Origin of the sequence: Bartonella schoenbuchensis R1, from assembly GCF_002022685.1 — a bacterium.
Classification (GTDB): Bacteria; Pseudomonadota; Alphaproteobacteria; order Rhizobiales; family Rhizobiaceae; genus Bartonella; species Bartonella schoenbuchensis.
On sequence record NZ_CP019789.1, the window covers coordinates 1,094,281 to 1,114,775 of the forward strand.

The 20,495-nt window shown below is 37.7% G+C and carries 13 protein-coding genes, 1 other RNA gene and 2 pseudogenes; 2 read left to right on the forward strand and 14 right to left on the reverse strand.

Features of this window, described 5'->3' with window-relative positions; genetic code table 11:
• Positions 1 to 4: 4 nt before the first annotated feature.
• The 9 genes and pseudogenes from mraY to ettA all read right to left on the reverse strand — a co-directional run bounded on the left by mraY (position 5) and on the right by ettA (position 11,999).
• Positions 5 to 1,075: a phospho-N-acetylmuramoyl-pentapeptide-transferase gene (gene mraY / locus BscR1v2_RS04775; protein ID WP_078689933.1), complete on the reverse strand. Its 1,071-nt coding sequence runs from the start codon at positions 1,073 to 1,075 to the stop codon at positions 5 to 7.
• Between the two features lie 21 nt (positions 1,076 to 1,096).
• Positions 1,097 to 2,518: a UDP-N-acetylmuramoylalanyl-D-glutamyl-2,6-diaminopimelate--D-alanyl-D-alanine ligase gene (locus BscR1v2_RS04780; protein ID WP_078689934.1), complete on the reverse strand. Its 1,422-nt coding sequence runs from the start codon at positions 2,516 to 2,518 to the stop codon at positions 1,097 to 1,099.
• A pseudogene (locus BscR1v2_RS04785) lies at positions 2,515 to 3,965 on the reverse strand (UDP-N-acetylmuramoyl-L-alanyl-D-glutamate--2,6-diaminopimelate ligase). The gene BscR1v2_RS04780 and the pseudogene BscR1v2_RS04785 overlap by 4 nt, the downstream one beginning before the upstream one ends.
• 17 nt (positions 3,966 to 3,982) lie before the next feature.
• On the reverse strand, positions 3,983 to 5,731 hold the full coding sequence (locus BscR1v2_RS04790) for a peptidoglycan D,D-transpeptidase FtsI family protein (RefSeq protein WP_078689935.1): 1,749 nt from the start codon (positions 5,729 to 5,731) through the stop codon (positions 3,983 to 3,985).
• Complete coding sequence (gene ftsL, locus BscR1v2_RS04795) at positions 5,731 to 6,135, reverse strand: cell division protein FtsL (RefSeq protein WP_078689936.1); 405 nt, start codon at positions 6,133 to 6,135, stop codon at positions 5,731 to 5,733. Before ftsL ends, BscR1v2_RS04790 begins: the two co-directional genes overlap by 1 nt.
• Positions 6,132 to 7,150, reverse strand: a pseudogene (gene rsmH / locus BscR1v2_RS04800) (16S rRNA (cytosine(1402)-N(4))-methyltransferase RsmH). The gene ftsL and the pseudogene rsmH overlap by 4 nt, the downstream one beginning before the upstream one ends.
• A gap of 247 nt (positions 7,151 to 7,397) precedes the next feature.
• An RNA gene (gene rnpB, locus BscR1v2_RS04805) (RNase P RNA component class A) lies at positions 7,398 to 7,787 on the reverse strand.
• Positions 7,788 to 9,195: 1,408 nt separating this feature from the next.
• Positions 9,196 to 9,555 (reverse strand): hypothetical protein, encoded by a 360-nt coding sequence (locus BscR1v2_RS04815; protein ID WP_078689938.1) that lies wholly within the window; start codon positions 9,553 to 9,555, stop codon positions 9,196 to 9,198.
• 794 nt (positions 9,556 to 10,349) lie between these two features.
• Positions 10,350 to 11,999 carry an energy-dependent translational throttle protein EttA gene (ettA, locus tag BscR1v2_RS04820; RefSeq protein WP_078689939.1) on the reverse strand — a complete coding sequence of 550 codons (1,650 nt, stop codon included), beginning with the start codon at positions 11,997 to 11,999 and terminating at the stop codon, positions 10,350 to 10,352.
• A 747-nt stretch (positions 12,000 to 12,746) separates the two neighbouring features.
• Between ettA and pncA the strand changes: the two genes are divergently transcribed.
• Entirely contained in the window at positions 12,747 to 13,355 is a 609-nt protein-coding gene (gene pncA, locus BscR1v2_RS04825) for a bifunctional nicotinamidase/pyrazinamidase (RefSeq protein WP_078689940.1), read from the forward strand.
• A gap of 72 nt (positions 13,356 to 13,427) precedes the next feature.
• Here the strand turns inward: pncA and BscR1v2_RS04830 are convergent, their stop codons facing one another.
• On the reverse strand, positions 13,428 to 14,468 hold the full coding sequence (locus BscR1v2_RS04830; RefSeq protein WP_078689941.1) for a DUF475 domain-containing protein: 1,041 nt from the start codon (positions 14,466 to 14,468) through the stop codon (positions 13,428 to 13,430).
• Between the two features lie 366 nt (positions 14,469 to 14,834).
• On the opposite strand from BscR1v2_RS04830, the gene BscR1v2_RS04835 reads away from it, so the two are divergent.
• Entirely contained in the window at positions 14,835 to 15,371 is a 537-nt protein-coding gene (locus BscR1v2_RS04835; RefSeq protein WP_010704001.1) for a helix-turn-helix domain-containing protein, read from the forward strand.
• 1,333 nt (positions 15,372 to 16,704) lie between these two features.
• On the opposite strand, the gene BscR1v2_RS04845 is transcribed toward BscR1v2_RS04835, so the two are convergent.
• From BscR1v2_RS04845 to BscR1v2_RS04860, 4 genes are read right to left on the reverse strand one after another with little or no spacing between them, the layout of a single operon-like run.
• The gene (locus BscR1v2_RS04845) at positions 16,705 to 16,932 is read right to left on the reverse strand and encodes a hypothetical protein (protein ID WP_078689431.1); all 228 of its coding nucleotides are present in this window, start codon (positions 16,930 to 16,932) and stop codon (positions 16,705 to 16,707) included.
• On the reverse strand, positions 16,929 to 17,594 hold the full coding sequence (locus BscR1v2_RS04850) for a lysozyme (protein WP_078689430.1): 666 nt from the start codon (positions 17,592 to 17,594) through the stop codon (positions 16,929 to 16,931). Before BscR1v2_RS04850 ends, BscR1v2_RS04845 begins: the two co-directional genes overlap by 4 nt.
• Before the next feature lie 32 nt (positions 17,595 to 17,626).
• Positions 17,627 to 20,218 (reverse strand): hypothetical protein, encoded by a 2,592-nt coding sequence (locus BscR1v2_RS08000; RefSeq protein WP_153301983.1) that lies wholly within the window; start codon positions 20,216 to 20,218, stop codon positions 17,627 to 17,629.
• Positions 20,219 to 20,231: 13 nt separating this feature from the next.
• A complete protein-coding gene (locus BscR1v2_RS04860; protein ID WP_078689943.1) occupies positions 20,232 to 20,492 on the reverse strand; it encodes a hypothetical protein in 261 nt (86 codons plus the stop codon).
• Between the last annotated feature and the right edge of the window lie 3 nt (positions 20,493 to 20,495).

Below are 20,495 nucleotides of genomic sequence, written 5' to 3' on the forward strand. Positions count from 1 at the left end.
AATCTTATCTCAACTTAAGTGTTGAAAGACCAATCAACGCTAAAACAATCGAAATAATCCAAAAGCGTACCACAACCTGACTTTCAGTCCACCCCTTTTTCTCAAAATGATGATGAATTGGTGCCATAAGGAATACACGCTTTCTCGTCAATTTAAACCAACCTACCTGAATGATAACCGACAGTGTTTCTAAAACAAAAAGCCCACCGATAACAGCTAAAACAATTTCATGTTTAGTCGCTACAGCAACAACACCCAACAACCCTCCAAGTGCCAACGAACCGGTATCACCCATAAAAATAGCCGCCGGAGGTGCATTAAACCATAAAAAACCAAGGCCAGCACCCACAACTGCTCCTAATAAAACAGTCAATTCTCCAGCTCCAGATACATAGTGGATCTGTAAATAATCAGCAAAATTTATATTACCCGACAGATAAGCAATTAACGCAAACGATAAAGCAGCAACCATTACAGGAACAATAGCAAGCCCATCAAGACCATCCGTTAAATTAACCGCATTACCGGTCCCCACTATAACACAAGCAGTAAAAGGAATAAAAAACCAACCTAAATTAATAAAATAGTCTTTCACAAAAGGTAAAGCCAATCCTGGTGAACCAATCTTTACAATAATCACACAAGCAGTTGTCGCAATTAAAAACTCTAAACCCAACCGTGCTTTACCGGAAAATCCCTTGTCTGTTTGCTTTGTCACTTTAAGATAATCATCATAAAAACCAATTACCCCAAAAGAAAGCATAACTAATAATGATACCCAAAGATAAGCGTTCGATAAATTACACCACAGAAGCGTCGATGCCACAATGCCACTCAAAATCATTAACCCACCCATGGTAGGTGTCCCAGCTTTTCTAAAATGGGTCTGAGGACCATCAGCTCGAATTGGCTGCCCCTTTCCTTGCCGCACTTTAAGAGAAGCAATAATACTAGGGCCAAACAAAAAAACAATTAAACCTGATGTCAGCATAGCTAACACAGTGCGAAAAGTAATATAACGAAAAACATTAACGCCTGGCAGCCAATCACTCAACGAAGAAAGTAACAAAATCATAGTGCAAAAAACCCGGTAAAATTATAAAGATATCTTTTTATAGCGATCAAGAAGAGCCACCACAATACGTGACAAACCAACACTATGAGATGATTTAATCATAATAAGATCGCCTTCTGAAATTTCTTGTAAAATAAGCGGTAAAAGTTCCTCAATATATTCAGAGTAATAAACTTTGATATAAGTAGAAAGCTCATCAGCCAAAAATTTCATTGCTTTTCCAACTAAAAAAACCGGATTAGCACCAGAAATACATATTGGCTTCACCAGATCACGATGAAGCTTTTCACTATAAACTCCTAACTCAAGCATATCACCCAAAATTGCTATTTTACGACCACGTGTACCGACTGGTCCCGCAGCAAGAAGATCAAGGGCAGCACGCATAGAAGCAGGATTGGCATTATAACTTTCATCAATTAAATGAAATTCTCCTCCATTTGGCAAAGATAGTCGATAGCGGTTACCTCTGCCTTTTGGAAGAGAAAAACAATTTAAAGCAAGTGAAACACGTGTTAAATCAGCACCAACTACATCACAAACCGCTAAAACGCCCAAAATATTTTGTACAATATGCCGCCCAGGAGCACCAATTTTAACCGTTATATCTTGGTTGGAAAAATGCATAGTCATGCAAGAACAATCTGTCAAAAGATGAATCTCTTTTGCCTGGTAATTAGCACCTTGCGATTCTCCAAAGCTCAAGATTTTTTTTACACCACATTGTTCTGCTTTTTGAACCAAACGAGAAAAAAAATGACTGTCCGCATTTAAAAGAGCTACACCTTCATCATCCAGTCCTTCAAAAATTTCAGCTTTTGCATCTGCAATCTCTTCAAGATTTTTAAAAAAACCTATATGTCCAGCAGCAATATGAGTAATCAAAGCTACATGTGGGCGAACTAATTTTACCAAAGGGCGAATTTCATCCTTATGATTCATCCCAATCTCAAATATACCATAATCACTATCTGCAGGCATACGTGCTAAAGTTAAGGGAACACCCCAACAATTGTTGAAAGAACCAAGATTAGCATAAACCCTTCCAACAGTTCCAAGTGCTTGTTTAAGAGCTTCTTTTGTTGTTGTTTTTCCAACAGAACCTGTAACAGCTATAATTTTAGCTTTTGAACGCTCACGTGCTGCTTGCGCAAGTTTTTCTAACGCTTTTAAAACATCGGGGACTACAATCAATGGGGCAGCTAACATCTTCATTTCAGCCAAACGATTTTGCGCAACCACAAGAACTCCAGCACCTTTCGCGTAAGCTTGTGCAGCAAAATCATGACCGTCTAGACTATTACCCTTAATACAGAAAAAAATATCACCCTCTATAAGAGATCTACTATCAATAGAAATCCCCGAAAAAGTCTCTGGCAAGCATCCAACCGATAGACCATTCATAACAGAAAGAAGTGTCTGTTTATCCCATAAAACTGTCATTTATTTCGTTCTTTCAAAGCAGAAACTGCTCTTAAATGATCTGAAAAAGGATACGTTGTCTTTCCTATAATTTGACCATTTTCATGACCTTTTCCTGCAATAATCAACGTATCTCCAGCTTCAAGTAATCTCACTGCATAATCAATAGCTTCACCACGATCTGCTATTTCCATTGCTCCTGATGCTGCTTGTAAAATATCTTTTCGAATTTTCGCAGGATCTTCCGTACGAGGATTATCATCAGTAACAATAACAATATCAGCTTTGCTTGCTGCAATTTTTCCCATCAAGGGTCTTTTGCCCTGATCACGATCACCACCACAACCAAAAACAAGAATCAAACGCCCCAATGTAAAGGGGCGAACAGAAAGTAATACCTGCTCTAAAGCCTCTGGTTTATGAGCATAATCCACATAAACAAATGCATTATCTTTCGTATTTCCGACCAACTCTAACCGACCAGGTGCTCCTTGTAATTTTTTCAAAGAGCGAAAAACACTACTGGGCGGTACATTTGTCGCAATTGCTAAACCTGCAGCCATAAGTGCATTAGTCACTTGAAACTCCCCCGCAAGAGGCAAATCAAATGTGTAAATATCGTTTCCCATACGACACTCAACACACTGTTTTAAACGCTGATGCTCAATACGATTAATTGTAATAAACTTGCCGCTACGTCCAATCGTTAATACTGGGCGCCCTGCTCGTGTAACATGATCAATCACCTTTTGTGAATAAACATCATCCGCAAAAATAATAGCGGGTGCATCACATGGCAAAAGCGTATCAAACAATCTCATTTTAGCACGTAAATAATCTTCCACACATGGGTGATAATCCATATGATCGCGCCCTAAATTAGTGAAAGCTGCTGCTGCCAAACGCACTCCATCAAGTCTACCCTGGTCAAGACCATGCGAAGAAGCTTCAAGTGCTGCATGCGTAACACCCTCACCAGCAATTTCACACAACAAACGCTGCAACATTACTGGATCAGGTGTTGTGAGGGAACCATAATCATTACGCTTAGGTGAAACAACACCAACTGTCCCTATGCTAGCCGCACAAAACCCAGCATGCTTCCAAATTTGCCTAACAAAAGACACAACCGATGTTTTTCCGCTTGTCCCCGTAACAGCTGTAACAATTTCAGGTTGAACACCATAAAAACGTGCAGCTGCAATGGCTAAGCTATGGCGTACATCTACAACACGCAAAACCGGAACATATACCCCTCAAGGGCACAATTGTAATCTGTAACTATTACTCGTGCACCACGCTTTATAGCATCGTTCACATATTGCCTGCCATCACCTTGTTTTCCTTGAAGAGCCACAAAAACATAACCTGGCAACACTTGCCGAGAATCTGAACTTATTCCCGTAATTTCAATTGAGGCAAGACAATTATCTTCAATACATTCTGTAAATAATGCTCCAAGAAACATGATCGCTTATCTTTATGTTAATTGTTTACCGTTGTCTTAAATAATGCAGAATTATTAGTTGTACTTAAAGTTAGCTCATATTCTTTTTTAAAATCTGATTTTACTCCAAGAAAACTGGCTGAACGACGAATAATATTCGCAAGCATCGGTGCTGCATTCATTGCTGCCACTGCTGAGCGTTTGCCTTCTTCAGGCTGAGGTTCATCAACAATCGTTAAAACAACGTAAGAAGGATTATCCATAGGAAAAGCAGCAAGAAAACTGTTGAAATTCTTCATCTTAGAATATTTTCCATTTACAACTTTTTCAGCTGTTCCTGTCTTACCGCCAATACGATAACCTTCCACCTTTGCATTACGCCCAGAACCAATAACACTATTTAACTGATAAAGGTAGCGCATATCTTGGCTAGTCCGGGGGTGTAACACTTGTTTAGCATGTTGCACAGCTTGTGCTTCAGTTCGCTTTAAAAATGTGGGTTCAATCAGCCAGCCACCATTCATTAAAGCAGCTGTTCCTACCGCTGTTTGCAATGGTGTTGTTGCCATACCATGACCAAAAGAAATCGTCATAGAATCTATATCCCGCCAACGACGCGGCAAAACAGGACTAGCAACTTCAGGTAATTCTGTTGTCATACGGTCAAGTAAACCAAGACGTTTAAAAAAATCACGATGTCCATCAATCCCTATTTCTAATGCTTCTCGAGCAGAGCCGATATTAGAAGAATAAACAAACACCTCCCACAGCGTTAAAAAGCGATTTTTCCCATGAAAATCACGAATAAAACGACTATGACTTACTTGAATTGGTTTTGAAGCATCAATGATACTATTTAAATGAAAAACTTCTGAATCAAGTGCCATCGCAGTAGTAAAGCTTTTGATAATTGATCCCATTTCAAAAGTTCCAGCTGTCATCCGATTAAGGCGGTCACCTTTAAGAGCATCAACAGGATTCCCAGGGTCAAAATCAGGCACAGATACCATAGCAACGACCTCACCGGTATGGATGTTTAAAATAACAGCTCCTGCAGCAAGCGCTTTATAGCGCTCCATCCCCTTCATAAGCTCATCACGCACAATTGCCTGAACACGTATATCAATCGAAAGTTGAACTGGTTTCAACAATGCCTCAGTTGCAAGACCAGCATCTCGAAGAACACTCAAACCCGTATCATCAATATATTTTTCTATGCCTGCTATGCCTTGATTATCAACATTAACCATACCAAGAATATGCGAAGCTATAGGCCCACCTGGATAAAAACGACGTACTTCAGCACGAAAACCAATACCTGGAATACCAAGTGCCATAATTTGTGCTTTTTGTGTTGGAGTTAACCCACGTTGGACCCAAGAAAAACGAGATTTTCTTTTTAAGCGCTTATAAGTTTCTTGCCAATTAAGCTGAGGTAAAACTGTTGAAATCAATTCTATTGTTTCATCTATATCAATAATGCGCCGTGGTTCGGCAAAAAGTGAATAAGTTTCAATATCTGTTGCCAATAAACGCCCATTACGATCAATAATATCAGGTCGAGCAGCCAGCTGTAATGCTCCCGGTCCTTTTGCTTCTTCAATCTGGCCACCTTGAAGCCCATAAGAAATAAGGCACTTCGCCATAATACCGTACAAAATAAGAAAACACAGTAGAGAAAAAATCAATCGTGAACGGTTAAAATATGAGCGATAAATAGGAAGATCCGGGCTGCTCAATTGGTCGTTTAATTTCTTTTTGCGTGAAAACAGGAGCAATAATCGCATTACTGCACACCTTTTTGAATAACGTTATCATTTTGAGAAACATGATTTTTAACAAGAAGAGCCTTATCTTCTTCAAAGGTATTTTTCTTAATCAATTCGTCAATTTGATCATATAAACGTGCTGGAATATCTTTCAATTCTACAATCTGACGAGGTTGTATTATCTCCAAACCTAGTTCTTTTTGATAATGTTCTGCAAGTTTTTGCATACGTGATGGTTCTATCATCACAGCCCACTCAGCATGCAAAAGTCTTACCATATTTTTTTCTGCTGTAATCTCCCGTTCAAGACGATATGCTTCGCCAATTTGTTTTTGGACATCATATTTTACCTTATAAGTAATAGCTGCCATACAAATCATAACAGTCACTAAAACCACATCCAATGTACGAAAAAATGTCATTTCTTACTGCCTTTAAAACTGGTAATTTCTGCCAAACCAAACAATTCCATATCCGCTTTAATGACATCCTCTTGAGTACGAATAACATCTTCTTGAGTACGTATGCCTACACGTAACTTTGCAGAACGTGCACGAGGATTTTTTTGTACTTCTTCTTCATTTGCAGTCTTCACACCTTTAAACAAAGGCAAAAATGTTGCTGGACTAGATTTTATTTCAGGAAGATAGCGCGACCTTCCCCCTTCCCCTGAACGAGCAGAAAAAAATTTTTTTACTATGCGATCCTCAAGAGAATGAAAACTAACAACTCCTAAACGCCCCCCTGCTTTCAAAACTTTTTCAGCAGCCAATAAACCTCGCGTAAGTTCACCAAGTTCATCATTAACGTAAATACGAAGCGCCTGAAACACACGTGTTGCAGGGTGAATACGATCACCTGGTTTACGACCAACTAAAACCTCAATAGCATTGGCAAGATCACATGTACGCAAAAAAGGACGAATACGACGACGCTTTTCAATCATTCGCGCAATTCGACCAGCATGACGCTCTTCACCCAATACCCTAAACATATGGGACAATTCATTGACTTTTAAACAATTAACAACATCGCTTGCTGTAAAACCAGTCTGTGCCATTCGCATATCTAGCGGACCATCTTTTTGAAAAGAAAATCCCCGTTCAGCTTCATCCAATTGCATTGAAGATACGCCAATATCAAGAATAACTGCATCCACCTTTTCTTCTACCACACAATCCAACTGTGAAAACTCCATTTGCACCAAACGAAGACGCGGAAAAAATTGATCAACAAGCAATTGTCCCTCACGGATTGCATGAGGATCACGATCAAGAGCAATAACATCTGCACCTGCATCAAGCAAAGCACGCGTATAACCCCAGCACCAAAGGTGCCATCAATTACTTTTGCCCCAGCTAATGGTACAAGCGCAGCTAAAACTGGCTGCAACAATACTGGAATATGGCTTTCAGTTTCGTTACCCTGCCCTGTCAAAATAACCCATCTTGATTTATATTTTTCCGCATCAATAACCACCAATGGCAAATGATGTCATAATAACTAAAACCTTAACTTTCACACTTATCTTAACAAAAGAAAATGCAGTTAAAGTTATCCTAATGCACACATTAATTCATTATATTTAAAGAAATGTTATAATTTTAAAAAACATTTTTAAAATGTGTGCAATTTAAACATAATTTTTTTTGAAAACTTGTGCCAATACTATAAAAATATAAAAAATATCAGTCGGCCTGTAAGCCGGGTTCTGTATGGTAAAGTTTACACTCTACATGGCAACCATTCATCTGGGACGGATGTTACCATCCGCCTCGTGCAACCTACCCAAATGACTCACCTGGAAACCGGCTGCAAGTTAAACCTTGCGCGTCATTTCTATTCGGTCTTGCTCCCGGTGGGGTTTACCTTGCCACACTCATTACTGAGTGCGCGGTGGGCTCTTACCCCACCCTTTCACCCTTACCTATAAAAATAGGCGGTTTGCTTTCTGTGGCACTTTCCCTAGGGTCACCCCCGCCGGGTGTTACCCGGCACCGTTTTTCCATGGAGCCCGGACTTTCCTCACCTGCTCTTTTAAAGATTGAACAAGCGCGGCTGCCCAGCCGACTGACTTAATGATTTATAAAACATTTTTCACAAAGTGAAAATAGCCCTTAAAAATATTTTACATATCCTTAAAATCGTCCATTACCATTAAAACATAGTGTTGCTTCAATGAACCTAAATAGATTGTAATTTTTGAACAATATTTTAAACTAAAATAAAACTCATTAAACTAAAATAGAACTCATTTGCGCAGCACGATCGGCATTATATTATAAAATTATACAACTATCGTCACTGTTTAATTTAGGTATTTATATCAATAACGTACACTGCATTCAAAATTGCCTTAAGAATGATACAGAGCTTCATACAGAGTTATTTTGAAATTCCCCCTCGCAGGTCAAATTTATTGTACCAAAAAATTTTTTGTATGCGTACGACCATTACCTTTAATACTAACAACAGCTTATACTAAATTAATTGGAATCTTATATTGAATTGCAATTTTTGAACCAAAATTTCATAAAAATGAACAAATATCTTAAAAGAAATAACAATTAAACTGCTGTTTAAGCTTAAACTTTCAATATCAGTATAAACCCTTTCGCACAAAATATAAAAATAGAGAAAAGATCGCAATTTAAAAGGATTTTCAAAAATTGCATTCTTTTTCTTTTCATTAAAATACATCTAGTCACAATTATAAAGATTGAAGGTGTATTTCATCTAGAAAAGAGTTTAAAAGTGATACAATTATATTCATTGGATAGACCTACGATACTAACTGTATGCAAAAAATAATGATGAAAAACTCCATTACTTATCACTTACAGATATTAAAAACTCCATTATCGCCAAATCTACTATTTACAATACCAATATCGACTAAGAATCTTTTTAACGAATGCTCTTTTATTCATTAAGCATATAGCATCCCTAAAAAAGATCATCAGTTTTATTTAAAGCCAATACCAATTAGCAGCTCATGTCATGAAAACCATTCTCCAGAGCTAATTCTCTTATGAGAAACTACACTTAAATATGTTAACAAGTCAGTCTTTCAATTGTATATTATTAACTGCTTTCAAGCACAACTTGATGACCAGATTCTATCTATTTTTCAGATAATTTTGTAAAAAACATTGATAATTTCAATTACCAACTAATAAGCAATACCTATTAACAAGCAATTTATGCTGCCCCCCTAAAAACATTACCTAATAAATATTTTGGCTTACATTCACACACACGTGGGCTTACGATACACTAACCCTCACGCAGCTAAAATGGATAAACAGCTTAAAATTTTATAGAAAAAACATTTTAGCAGTTTACCTATCATTCATCCCCAATAACGTAGCGAATAATTCAGAATGTATTTTTCACGCTTTTTATATTCTGGAGAAGAACGCAACAAGGCATTCTTAAAACAAGCTTCAAATGATTATTCTTAAATCATTATAGATAAATGATTAAAAACCAACATCAACAACAGGAGAATGAGAAATTACTTTTAATGCAGCTGCAGCTGCAATTTTCCCAAATTGTTGTGCCTTTTTATTATTCTGACCGCTCGCAAGGGCAGCAGCAATTGCATCTTGACGTGCCTGCTTAACAATGCTCTTTTCTTGCTGAGAACTTATCTTAAAAAGATTCACTGGAATATCTGGTGAAGATACCGCCACCCTTCTTAGGGCACTATCTGTTGTATCAGTCTGGCGTGAAAAGCTCGCCTCACCAAATACAAATTGATACACAAAAAAACTCGCTACCGCAACGAACAATAAAAGAAATACTAGAATAACAAGATAACGCCAGCGAAACTTTATCATCTTTGATCCTAAACATTATAACACACTATAATTACATCATTTATATAATGTTTTTTATTTTTTAAATTTAAAAATAATTATATCACTTACTGAAAATAACACATAAATACCTAGAAAAATATTCCAAATATTTATGTATCAAACACCATACTATAAGTAGCTGTTTACACTTGCTAAAATGACATATGTACCAATGTAATGCTGAATTCAAATTTAATTTAAATAAAAAAATAAACCCGACTGAAGAATTTTTCAGTCGGGCCAGACAATCTAGGGATCCACGCGGGGGAGGGGGGAGAGGCTCCCTGATTGTCTTATTACATCAACCATTATAATCGCTAATGCAATGACCCAACTATGAAATAAAACATTTTAAACAACAAGAAATTCTCACCATTTTAGCTAAAGAAAGAGCAAAAAATAGCCTTAAGCCTTGCAAAAATGGAAAAATTTAGGCAAAAAATATTTAAGATGATCCAATTTGAAGCACACTTTACTCCAAAGTGTGTTAATAAAATTCTTTTTAGCAATTTAAATCTTTAGTACAAGATTATGAGAAATAATTTACTGTAGCAAAAATTTAAGAATAACAAATAGTTTTTATAGATCACATTCCAATAAGCAGAATAAATTATATCAATTAATTAGACAACTTATTACAATAAAAATCTCTAACAGCCCTGCTCTGTCAAATCAAGCAACTATATTTTGCAAAAATACAGGTCTTAGATATTTTCTAAAAAGTATTATACTGACAAATTAGGAGTATAAGTATTCATATAAGATAAGCAGTGTTAACGGGCGAGAGGTTTATAATTGACACGTTTAAGATTAATAGCATCTGGCCCAAGACGACGAAGTTTATCAGCTTCATATTCAGCAAAATTACCTTCAAACCATTCCACATGACCATTACCTTCAAACGCCAAAATATGAGTAGCCAACCTATCAAGAAACATACGATCATGCGATATCACAACTGCACAACCAGCAAAATTTTCCAGTGCATCTTCTAACGCACCTAATGTTTCTGTATCAAGATCGTTTGTAGGTTCGTCAAGAAGAAGAACATTACCTCCATTTTTTAAAAGTTTAGCTAAATGAACACGATTGCGCTGCCCTCCCGATAAATTCGCCACCTTTTGCTGCTGATCTGAACCTTTAAAGTTAAATGCACCACAATAAGCACGGCTATTCATTTCATATTTGCCTAACTTAATAATGTCATCTCCACCAGAGATTTCCTCCCAAACAGTCTTATCTCCTGCCAATGCATCGCGATTCTGGTCAATATAACTCATCTGAACCGTTTCCCCGATGCGTACTGTACCTGAATCAGGCTGTTCCTGCCCTGTTAACATTTTAAATAAGGTAGACTTCCCTACACCATTGGCACCAATAACGCCCACAATTCCACCGGCAGGAAGCTTGAAAGAAAGAGAATCGATCAATACACGCTCACCATATGCTTTTGACAAATTATCAACCTCAATAACAACCTGTCCCAATCTTTCTCCAACTGGTATAATAATTTGCGCATCTCCAGGACGGCGTTCACGCGCAGCCTGAACCAATTCATCATAAGCCCTGATACGAGCTTTTGATTTTGCTTGGCGCGCTTTCGGACTGGAAGCTATCCATTCCTTTTCGCGTGACAATGCACGTTGACGAGCAGCTTCTTCCCGCCCCTCTTGTGCCATACGTTTAGCTTTAGCACTCAAATAAGCAGAATAATTTCCCTCATAAGGAATACCTTTACCGCGATCTAATTCTAATATCCAACCCGTTACATTATCGAGAAAATAACGATCATGCGTAATCAGAAGTACTGCACCTGGATACTCACGTAAATGCCTTTCAAGCCAAGCTGTAGTTTCAGCATCTAAATGGTTTGTTGGTTCATCTAAAAGTAATAAATCAGGTTTTGACAAAAGTAATTTACAAAGCGCAACACGCCGCCTTTCACCACCTGAAAGTTTAGTTACACCCTCCTCCCCTGGTGGGCAACCAAGAGCAGCCATGGCCATTTCTACTTGATTGTCTAAATCCCAAAGATTTTGGCTGTCAATAATATCCTGAAGTTTAGCACTTTCATCGGCTGTTTCATCACTGTAATTCATCATCAATTCATTATAGCGATCTAAAATTGCTTGCTTATCTGCAACCCCTTCCATCACATTACCCCACACATCCTTGCTGGGGTCAAGAACAGGTTCTTGCGGAAGATAACCACAACGCGCTCCTTCAGAAAGCCACGCTTCTCCTGTATATTCTTTATCTAACCCACTCATAATACGCAAAATCGTTGACTTACCTGCACCATTCGGCCCTAAAATACCAATCTTAGCATCTGGATAAAAAGATAAATGAATATTTTCCAAAATTTTCTTATTGCCGTAAACCTTATTGACTCCAGCCATATGATAGATAAATTGACGCGCCATAAATTTCTCTTTGATATTATGCAAAATTAAAGGATGAGAATTTCGAAAGTATTATTTTCGCTTTTCTTAAATTTCACAATTAGCAACACTTAAATAATGCCCTAACAGCTTTATCTTTATATTGATATATTTTTTCTAATCCCACAAGCCCTACTTTGCGCTTCAAAGGCAGAAAAACACTCTCCCAAAGTACAAAAAGCAAATATTCTTAAAATTATACTTGAATTATGCTATCAAATAGCTCCTCTCTTCTCCATACAGGATACAAAATACACTTTAATCATATTAAACCAATCTATAGTGCAACAAAAATCATAAGAGAAAGCCAATTTTCCATGCACCATTTTCTCGTCTTACAGATTTTACATCACGCCACCTTCCTCCACCACGGTGTTTCATCATTTTGATATCATCAAAATAAATGATCCCTATTTATATTATTTTATGTGATTAAAACTGCATTAAAAAGTGAAAACACATTTATAAAATCTAATGCCCCAGCTCTATTATCATCAAAGCTTTGTACCAACACATAGCTTTATCACTAAACAGTGCACCACTTATATTGATCCACAGTTACAAATTAGTACAAAATTACAAAAATTATCGTACCAACTGATCCATTCATTTTTTTTGGTTTAAATCATCAAAATAAGCACAAACATTGACCAAACCATCTCAAAACTTTAAGACGAAACACAATCTTTAAAAGGCTACGACAAAAAAATCACCCACAGGAACAAATTTATGGAAAAAAAAGCCTTAATCGTTATCGATGTACAAAATGACTTCTTACCAGGAGGAGCACTTGCAGTCCCACAAAGCGATACTATTATACCTGCCGTCAATGACCTTATAAACCGTTTTGACCATGTCATTTTAACCCAAGATTGGCACCCAAAAGGCCATTGCAGCTTTGCTTCTTCCTATCCCCACAAATCTCTTTATGATACGGTTAAGCTTGACTACGGATTTCAAACACTGTGGCCCGATCATTGTGTACAAGGAACACAAGGAGCGAAATTTCATACGTCTCTCATGCTTGGTAAAGCACAACTTATCCTTCGAAAAGGTTATCATCAGAAAATTGACAGTTGTTCTGCTTTTTTTGAAAATGACCAAAAAACACCAACAGGCTTACAAAGTTATCTCAAAGAGCGTGGTTTTACACAATTAATTATATGTGGTTTGGCTACTGATTTCTGTGTAGGATTTTCTGCACTTCACGCCGTAAAATGCGGCTTTAAAGTGAGTGTTTCACTGAACGCTTGTGCCGGTATTGATCTAAATGGATCATTAAATACGATGCTTAAAACTATGAATGAAACCGGCATAGAGCTCTTAATGACATTATAAACCACTTCTCTGTCCTGTTTTGTGGTAATAAATAGAAGGGTTTTTATAGAATCTGTATTTCAAAACAACAGATTATTCGGGAGATAATGTTTTATATTTAAAGCGAATGGAGGAATAAAATGCTACTCCAAGAATACATACACCAATAAGTCCTGTTAATGCTTCAGGCACCGGCATAATAATTTGTATATACATAATCACTGCAAGTACCAAAATTGCGTAAAAAGCACCATGTTCCAAATAGCGGTAATGCAACAATGTTCCTGTTTCAACCAACATGATAGTTATAGCACGTACATAAAATGCACCGATACCAAGTCCAATTGCAATAATAAAAAGATTATGTGAAAAAGCAAAAGCACTCATAACACCATCAAAAGAAAAGCTAGCATCCAGAATTTCTAAATAAAGAAATGAGCCCACTCCTCCCTTAGCAATAGTGACTAAAGTATTTTTTTGGGAATCCAAAAGTGAACTAACTGCTTCAACCACTAAAAATGTTAAAAGTCCATAAAGCATGGCAAATAAAACAGTCAGCTTATTTTCTGTTGTAATTTGCCCTAAGAAAAATAACATCAGAATTAAAACAATAGCAATATCAACTCCAACAAATGAACCAACCTTCTGAGCTGGTTTCTCAATAAATGCTAGCCAATGCACCTCTTTTTTAGGATCAAAAAAATATTTTAAACCAACCATCATGAGGAAAGTTCCCCCAAAAGCAGCAATACCCACATGAGCATTTGCCAAAATTTCAGCATACTGATGTGGCTCCCATAGTGCTAATTTGACTGCTGCAATTGGACTAATCCAAGCTGCAAAAGCAACAATCAGTAATGGAAAAATAATTCTCATACCAAATACTGCTATTAAAATGCCCCATGTCAAAAAGCGACGGGACCATAGCTGATCCATCTTTCCAAGAATACGTGCATTGATAATAGAATTATCAAAAGATAAAGAAATTTCTAAAATTCCCAAAACACAGCAAATGAAAAAATATTTTAAAAAACCAATGAGACTACCCGTCTCAAACCAACCAACAAATCCACCCCCAAAAACACCAATAATTGTGAAGAAAAAAGCCCATCTAAAATAGCCTAATAGGGCCATGATCACGCCTCAAAACCATCTCTTTAATCTATCCTGATACTCACTCATATTGAAAGATCACAAGACTGAAAGATTACATCTATCGATAAGTACAATAATATACATTGTAAAATTTATATGGAATCTCTCCAAGAAAAAACAAGAGAAGAATCAAAAAAGCCTATATTTCTTCCAATAAAAAGGTTATTCCTTATAATAATAAAATACAAAAAATTAAAATTTAATCCAAATATTTATTAAATATTTAAAAAAATAAGAGGAATAAAAGTCAATAAATATTGACATTAGGCAATGAGATATTCATACATTGTGTGCTTTTACCAACACAAAGCTCATACCATGATGATTTATTGAGGGAGATAATTCGTGGCACGTCCTGAAACTGAAGCAAAAACTGTATTTGGAAAACGTTTACGTCATGTACGCCTCGCTTTAGGCGATCCGTCACGTGAAACATTAGCTAAAAATTTTAGCATGACAAAAAATTCCATTGCCTTTTATGAGCGTGGAGAAAGAGAACCTAACCTTAGCGTATTACAAGCATATCGCACGTTGTATGGAGTCAACATTAATTGGCTTTTAACTGGACAAGGAAAAATGTTTGACACCGAATGCACTAGAAGTGAATTCGATTGGAATTATTTTATTAAAAAAATTGAAGCAATTGAAGATATTCTTACCAAAAATGATCATAACGATACACTAAATCAAAAAAAGATTGAAAATTCTTATGAAAAATTACAGCAATATCTTTTGACACAAGGTATATCCAATGGTCTCAATCCAAAGGCAATTACTTCTCTGGTCAATATGAAAGCAAATATGGCCAACTCTTATGCTCTTAGTTTGTTTATCGATTTACTTATTCGAAGCATCTCGCACAAAGAAACGACCGCTAGCTAATAATATTCATTTCAAATAAAATCAGGCTTAAATTTTATTAACGTGGATAAGTAGTATTGTACTTCTACCATATTGATAAAGTTTAAGCTGTTTTATAATTTTTGCTGTAGTAAAATAATCAAACAAATTCTGTTTGCAGTGATACAATTTTTCTTATTTTCAACACCAGTTAAAATTGAAAATAATTAGTTCTAGAATATGAAATAGCTCCTTGTAAATGGCTACTTTGGTCTTTCTTAGAAGGGGGAGGATATTAAATGTTTTTTGTGGTTGCCAACACACTTATTCACAGCCTCCATCCACGCGTTTTATAAGTAATATATCTTTTGCCAAACTAATTACAAATCACCATTAAAGCTTATCATCATCCTGCAAATAATATCGATTATTCTTAACTGAAAAAATAACCCACTTCATCCCTTGAAAAAGCGCCCCTCTTTATTTTCCATTTTTACAATAGCAGTTTTTACCCCAATGTTTTTAAAAAATCGCCGCTCCTAAATATGTTATTATCATATCCACTAAATGAATACTTATGAATTTTTCAATTTCCATTTCATTGATGTTATAACTATTTAATGTAATTTATTTTATAGATTCGATAGCAAAATCTTATTATTGATATCTTATAACACATAAAAATACATATATTATGGATGATAGAGAAAAACTTAGTCTATTGGATATGAGCTACCTTTAAAAGCTAATAGCTTTATTTAAAATATCCCCCTTCCCTTACAAAACTTTTGAAATCTAATAAAATTCCATATTCTTGTGCAAAAATAGCAGAGGGATATATTGGGAACAATATTGTAATCAACCAATAGTATACAACAAACACTTTATGCTAAAGCACTGGCCAAAAAACTTGACCAAATAAATCATAAAGTTACAAAAATGTGCCCGATAGGAATCCAAAAAATAAACAACCATGTAAATCTTCACTCTAAAAAGATATTTTGACTTACTAGATGACTTTTGCCCCCGAAAGACATATTATAATATAATAAAATCAACTGCTTATAGGGATAAAAAAGGGACTGGTGGGCCCGGAGGGTGTATTATACGCCTTTTTTACCCCTATAACCTATTGATTTTATTGATATTTTTTTAGGGTTAGGGATGAAAAAATCAGGTTAGGGAATAGGATTTTGCAATTTGTCTTTCCAAACTGCATTAAGATCATCCTGATTTCTTGTTAATAGGTCTCCACCCACAGGAACGTTTTCCGTTTTGGTTATGCTTTAAAATGTCTCGTGCTAAGTTTGGACTGATTGCATTGAGATCTTGCCTCTCCAAATATATTGGCAACCACCCGAGACAAGAAGTGTATTCATTTTTTGCGCACCCACTCAGAAAGATCAGAGCGTATATCCACATCACTTTTCTTGTTAACTTCATCTTCTACTTCAAACCGTGTTATAGCTATTTTTAAAGTTTTCTCAGTCCGTTTGCGTTGCTCAACTTTCTTTCCAAACCGAAAAATCTTAGCTAAAGTTACAAAAAAAGCGGCAAAAGCCGCCGCCACCATCAGTAAGTATTTCTTTCCCCACCAAATCATAACCGTTGCTCCCAAAAACGTTGAGCAACAAAAGCAACGCCTACACAAGCTGCTAAAACCATAATTGCAGCAAAAGCCCACTGAACCGGACCATTACCAGCAAGCAACCCTCCAAGCCCAGAAAAAGACCCGATGATGGGAGCTAACATTTCTACTTTAAAAGCACTTGTTGATTCTTTTGCTTCTACTGCTTGATAATTAGAAGAAACATAAGCACTCGTTGCCCATAACCCCGCTTCAGCAGCACGCCTGTGGACTAACCCTTTCAAACGTTTGCCATCAGCCATTGTCCATTTTTGTAATTCAGCCGGTACAGCTTCATAATCCCCTTTATTAAGCTTTTTAAGCAAGGTAGAGCGTTGAAAAGCATTCACACCAACATTATAACAAAATGAAACAAGAGCCCCAAACTGCTCATCACTTAAATCAACGCAAACTGATTTTTCTACTGCTGCTTCATATTTCTGCAAATCAGTTAACAGCATGGTTTCAGCTTTTTGCTTGGTAATCACCATACCCTCAACAACATCTGGTTTACCAGCTTTTCCCGTATGGCCATATCCAATGGTCCAAACACCAGATGCATCTTGATAAGCGTTCAGTCGCAAACCTTCCCATTTTTTTAAATAGTTTAAACAGTCTTTACTTATTCTTCGTGCCATCGTTTCATTCCATTTCTATAAATACACTTTAATTAATACAGCGCCGTCTCCCCCAGCACCACTCGATGAAGATGTCGCATCTTTCCCGGGAAAATATCCACCACCGCCACCATGGTAACTCTTATCTTTGCCAACACTCCCCCATCCCCCATGACCACCCCACATGCTATGCCCCCACGTCCTCTAACACCATTATCACCGTTTTTTTCCTTACCTTTTCCACCTAAGCCACCCCCTGCCCCTCCTCCTGCACCACCATAAACACTGTCTCCACCATTACCGCCCATGCCGCCTTTACCACCAATTCCTTGATCACAATCACCGCCTTTACCTCCAACACTACCTCCTCCGCCACCACCCCACATACTATTGCCTCCTTTACCACCCCGACCGCCTTCACCACCTAAACCACTTTTGCTGCTACTGACCCAGCCCCCATGACTACCCCAACCTCCAACACCGCCACAGTTATATATACTGTTTCCACCATCGCCACCTCCGCCGCCTTTACCACCCCTTCCCCCATCCTTGCCACGCCCACCTTCACCGCCTCTACCTCCATTACCGGCACTTTTTAAAAAATTATCGCCCCCTATGCCCCCTCTGCCCCCTTGCCCTCCAGTGCCATTTTTACCGCCTTTGCCCCCTTCACCCCCATTACCACCAAATCCACCTAGCCTACCAACTTCACCATTCTTGCCATCACCCCCAATACCATTTTGATCCTCTGCATCAGCTCCATTATCGCCCTTGGCACCATGAATACCACTAGGATCGTATCCGAAAGAACCACCAGAAGCTGTAATAAATTGACCAACTTTTGTGTTTTTTCCAGCAAAACTGCTATTCTCAGCTGTCCCCCCACCCTTGCCGATAGTTACTTTACTGTCGCCAAGAAACTTTTTCTTTGTTCTCACATAAACACAACACCCACCATTACCACCATGACGAGCATTATTATCACCAGCATTACCACCACCCCAAGCCCATATTTCAAGCTCGGTATCTTCAGTAACACCTTCTGGCCATGCAATTTCCCCACTTTCCGTCATAAAAATCTCAACAGGTTTGCTAATGCCAACACCTACACTATTATTGCTGCCACCATTTGCTTTAATAGAAGCAACAAGATGAGCCGGTGATATCAGTGCATTTTCTGCTTTGATGCCATCAATCCAATCTTGCTTTTCAAGAGGGTGAATAAGATCAACTGCTTTTTGCACCTTATCGGCAGTCTTTTGTGCAGCCACTGCAGTGCTTTGTGCATCTTTTGCTGTATTTAAGGCACCTGTCACTTCTTCTTGCACCTTATCGGCAGTTTCTTGCGCCTTATCTGCCACTGTTTTTGCACTTGTCGCTGCTTCCTTTGCATCCACGACATTACTGTATACCTTATCAGCAGTTTCTTTTGCATCCTTTGCTACGCTTAAAGCATCAGCTGCCGTTTCTTTTGCAGCCTCTGCAGTGCTTTGCACCTTATCAGCAGTCTCTTGAGCCTTATCGGCAGTCTTTTGTGCAGCCACTGCAGTGCTTTGTGCATCTTTTGCTGTATTTAAGGCACCTGTCACTTCTTCTTGCACCTTATCGGCAGTTTCTTGCGCCTTATCTGCCACTGTTTTTGCACTTGTCGCTGCTTCCTTTGCATCCACGACATTACTGTATACCTTATCAGCAGTTTCTTTTGCATCCTTTGCTACGCTTAAAGCATCAGCTGCCGTTTCTTTTGCAGCCTCTGCAGTGCTTTGCACCTTATCAGCAGTCTCTTGAGCCTTATCGGCAGTACTTTGTGCAGCCTCTACCATTTCCTTTGCATCCATTGCAGTGCTCTGTGCATCCTTTGCTGTGCTTAAAGCATTCTCCGCAATCTCCTTAGTCTCACCGGCTAGATTGACCCCACATTGAGCTGTTGTTTGTGCTTGTTGTGCAGCCTCTTCAATTTGATCAATCTTTGTAATCTGGATACGTTCTTGAGGCGTTAGGATAAGATGCTTCTCTCCCTCTTTCATATGATCCATAGCAAAAACATCTTTTGCTATTTTATCTGGATCATAAACTGATTTTGACATCGCAAGAGATTTTGATAATGCAAAATGATTGATGGTATCTTTAAGATCGACAGGCGATATAGGATAATTGATATCCTCATCTGCCTTCTTCCATTTTTCTATCGTCGGGCATTCAGAACTTATCCATTGTAGCTTTACCCTTTCTTCTGCAGTCAAAATCTTCTTTGTATCACCTTCAACCATATTCTCCATAGAGAAGGCATCTGACCTCACATGAGTAGGATCATAAATAGCAACACTCATATCACCAATTCCCAAAGGCGATAGCTTTACCCAACCAGTACCCGATAAAACTGTATTCTCATGAGGATCCCCACTGGTGTTGATATCATTAACTGTAACCGTATCTTTATAAGCAAGTGTTCCAACATCTCTTTTTGCAACAGCTTCATCAGCTTTCTTCCCTTGAGCAGCAGTCGCAAAATAACCCATAGAATAAGCCGCTGCACTGCCTAATGAAGAGGGTGCAACAACCTTACTGTCTAAAACACCTTCTTTGACTTCCTTATTTGTTGCTGGTTCAATTTCAAACTTGTGTGTGTGATAGGGAATAGGCATCGCTTTAAATTCCTTAATTTATATCCTCGGGATGTGTTAGACTGATAAGTTGCAAACGCAATTCATCTATGGCTTTTTGCAAAGCTTCAATGCGTTGATCTGTTTCTTTTTGATAAGCTGTAAAAGCGCTTGAAAGATCATGTTGAATATCGTCTTTGACCTTATCAAGGATCTTATTTAAGGGCGCATGAACTAATCTATGACTTGCATAAAAAAGAACACGAATCTGCCCTGTGTCGGCAATCTCATCAATTGCCGAGGGACTATTGATCATCTG

What these genes read in the sequence shown, in the direction of transcription:
- BscR1v2_RS04790 (WP_078689935.1), bottom strand. Translation starts at nt 5,731, where the DNA reads ATGCGATTATTGCTCCTGTTTTCACGCAAAAAGAAATTAAACGACCAA.
- BscR1v2_RS08000 (WP_153301983.1), bottom strand. Translation starts at nt 20,218, where the DNA reads ATGCCTATTCCCTATCACACACACAAGTTTGAAATTGAACCAGCAACA.
- BscR1v2_RS04860 (WP_078689943.1), bottom strand. Translation starts at nt 20,492, where the DNA reads ATGATCAATAGTCCCTCGGCAATTGATGAGATTGCCGACACAGGGCAG.
- ftsL (WP_078689936.1), bottom strand. Translation starts at nt 6,135, where the DNA reads ATGACATTTTTTCGTACATTGGATGTGGTTTTAGTGACTGTTATGATT.
- mraY (WP_078689933.1), bottom strand. Translation starts at nt 1,075, where the DNA reads ATGATTTTGTTACTTTCTTCGTTGAGTGATTGGCTGCCAGGCGTTAAT.
- ettA (WP_078689939.1), bottom strand. Translation starts at nt 11,999, where the DNA reads ATGGCGCGTCAATTTATCTATCATATGGCTGGAGTCAATAAGGTTTAC.
- BscR1v2_RS04780 (WP_078689934.1), bottom strand. Translation starts at nt 2,518, where the DNA reads ATGACAGTTTTATGGGATAAACAGACACTTCTTTCTGTTATGAATGGT.
- pncA (WP_078689940.1), top strand. Translation starts at nt 12,747, where the DNA reads ATGGAAAAAAAAGCCTTAATCGTTATCGATGTACAAAATGACTTCTTA.
- BscR1v2_RS04815 (WP_078689938.1), bottom strand. Translation starts at nt 9,555, where the DNA reads ATGATAAAGTTTCGCTGGCGTTATCTTGTTATTCTAGTATTTCTTTTA.
- BscR1v2_RS04830 (WP_078689941.1), bottom strand. Translation starts at nt 14,468, where the DNA reads ATGGCCCTATTAGGCTATTTTAGATGGGCTTTTTTCTTCACAATTATT.
- BscR1v2_RS04850 (WP_078689430.1), bottom strand. Translation starts at nt 17,594, where the DNA reads ATGGCACGAAGAATAAGTAAAGACTGTTTAAACTATTTAAAAAAATGG.
- BscR1v2_RS04845 (WP_078689431.1), bottom strand. Translation starts at nt 16,932, where the DNA reads ATGATTTGGTGGGGAAAGAAATACTTACTGATGGTGGCGGCGGCTTTT.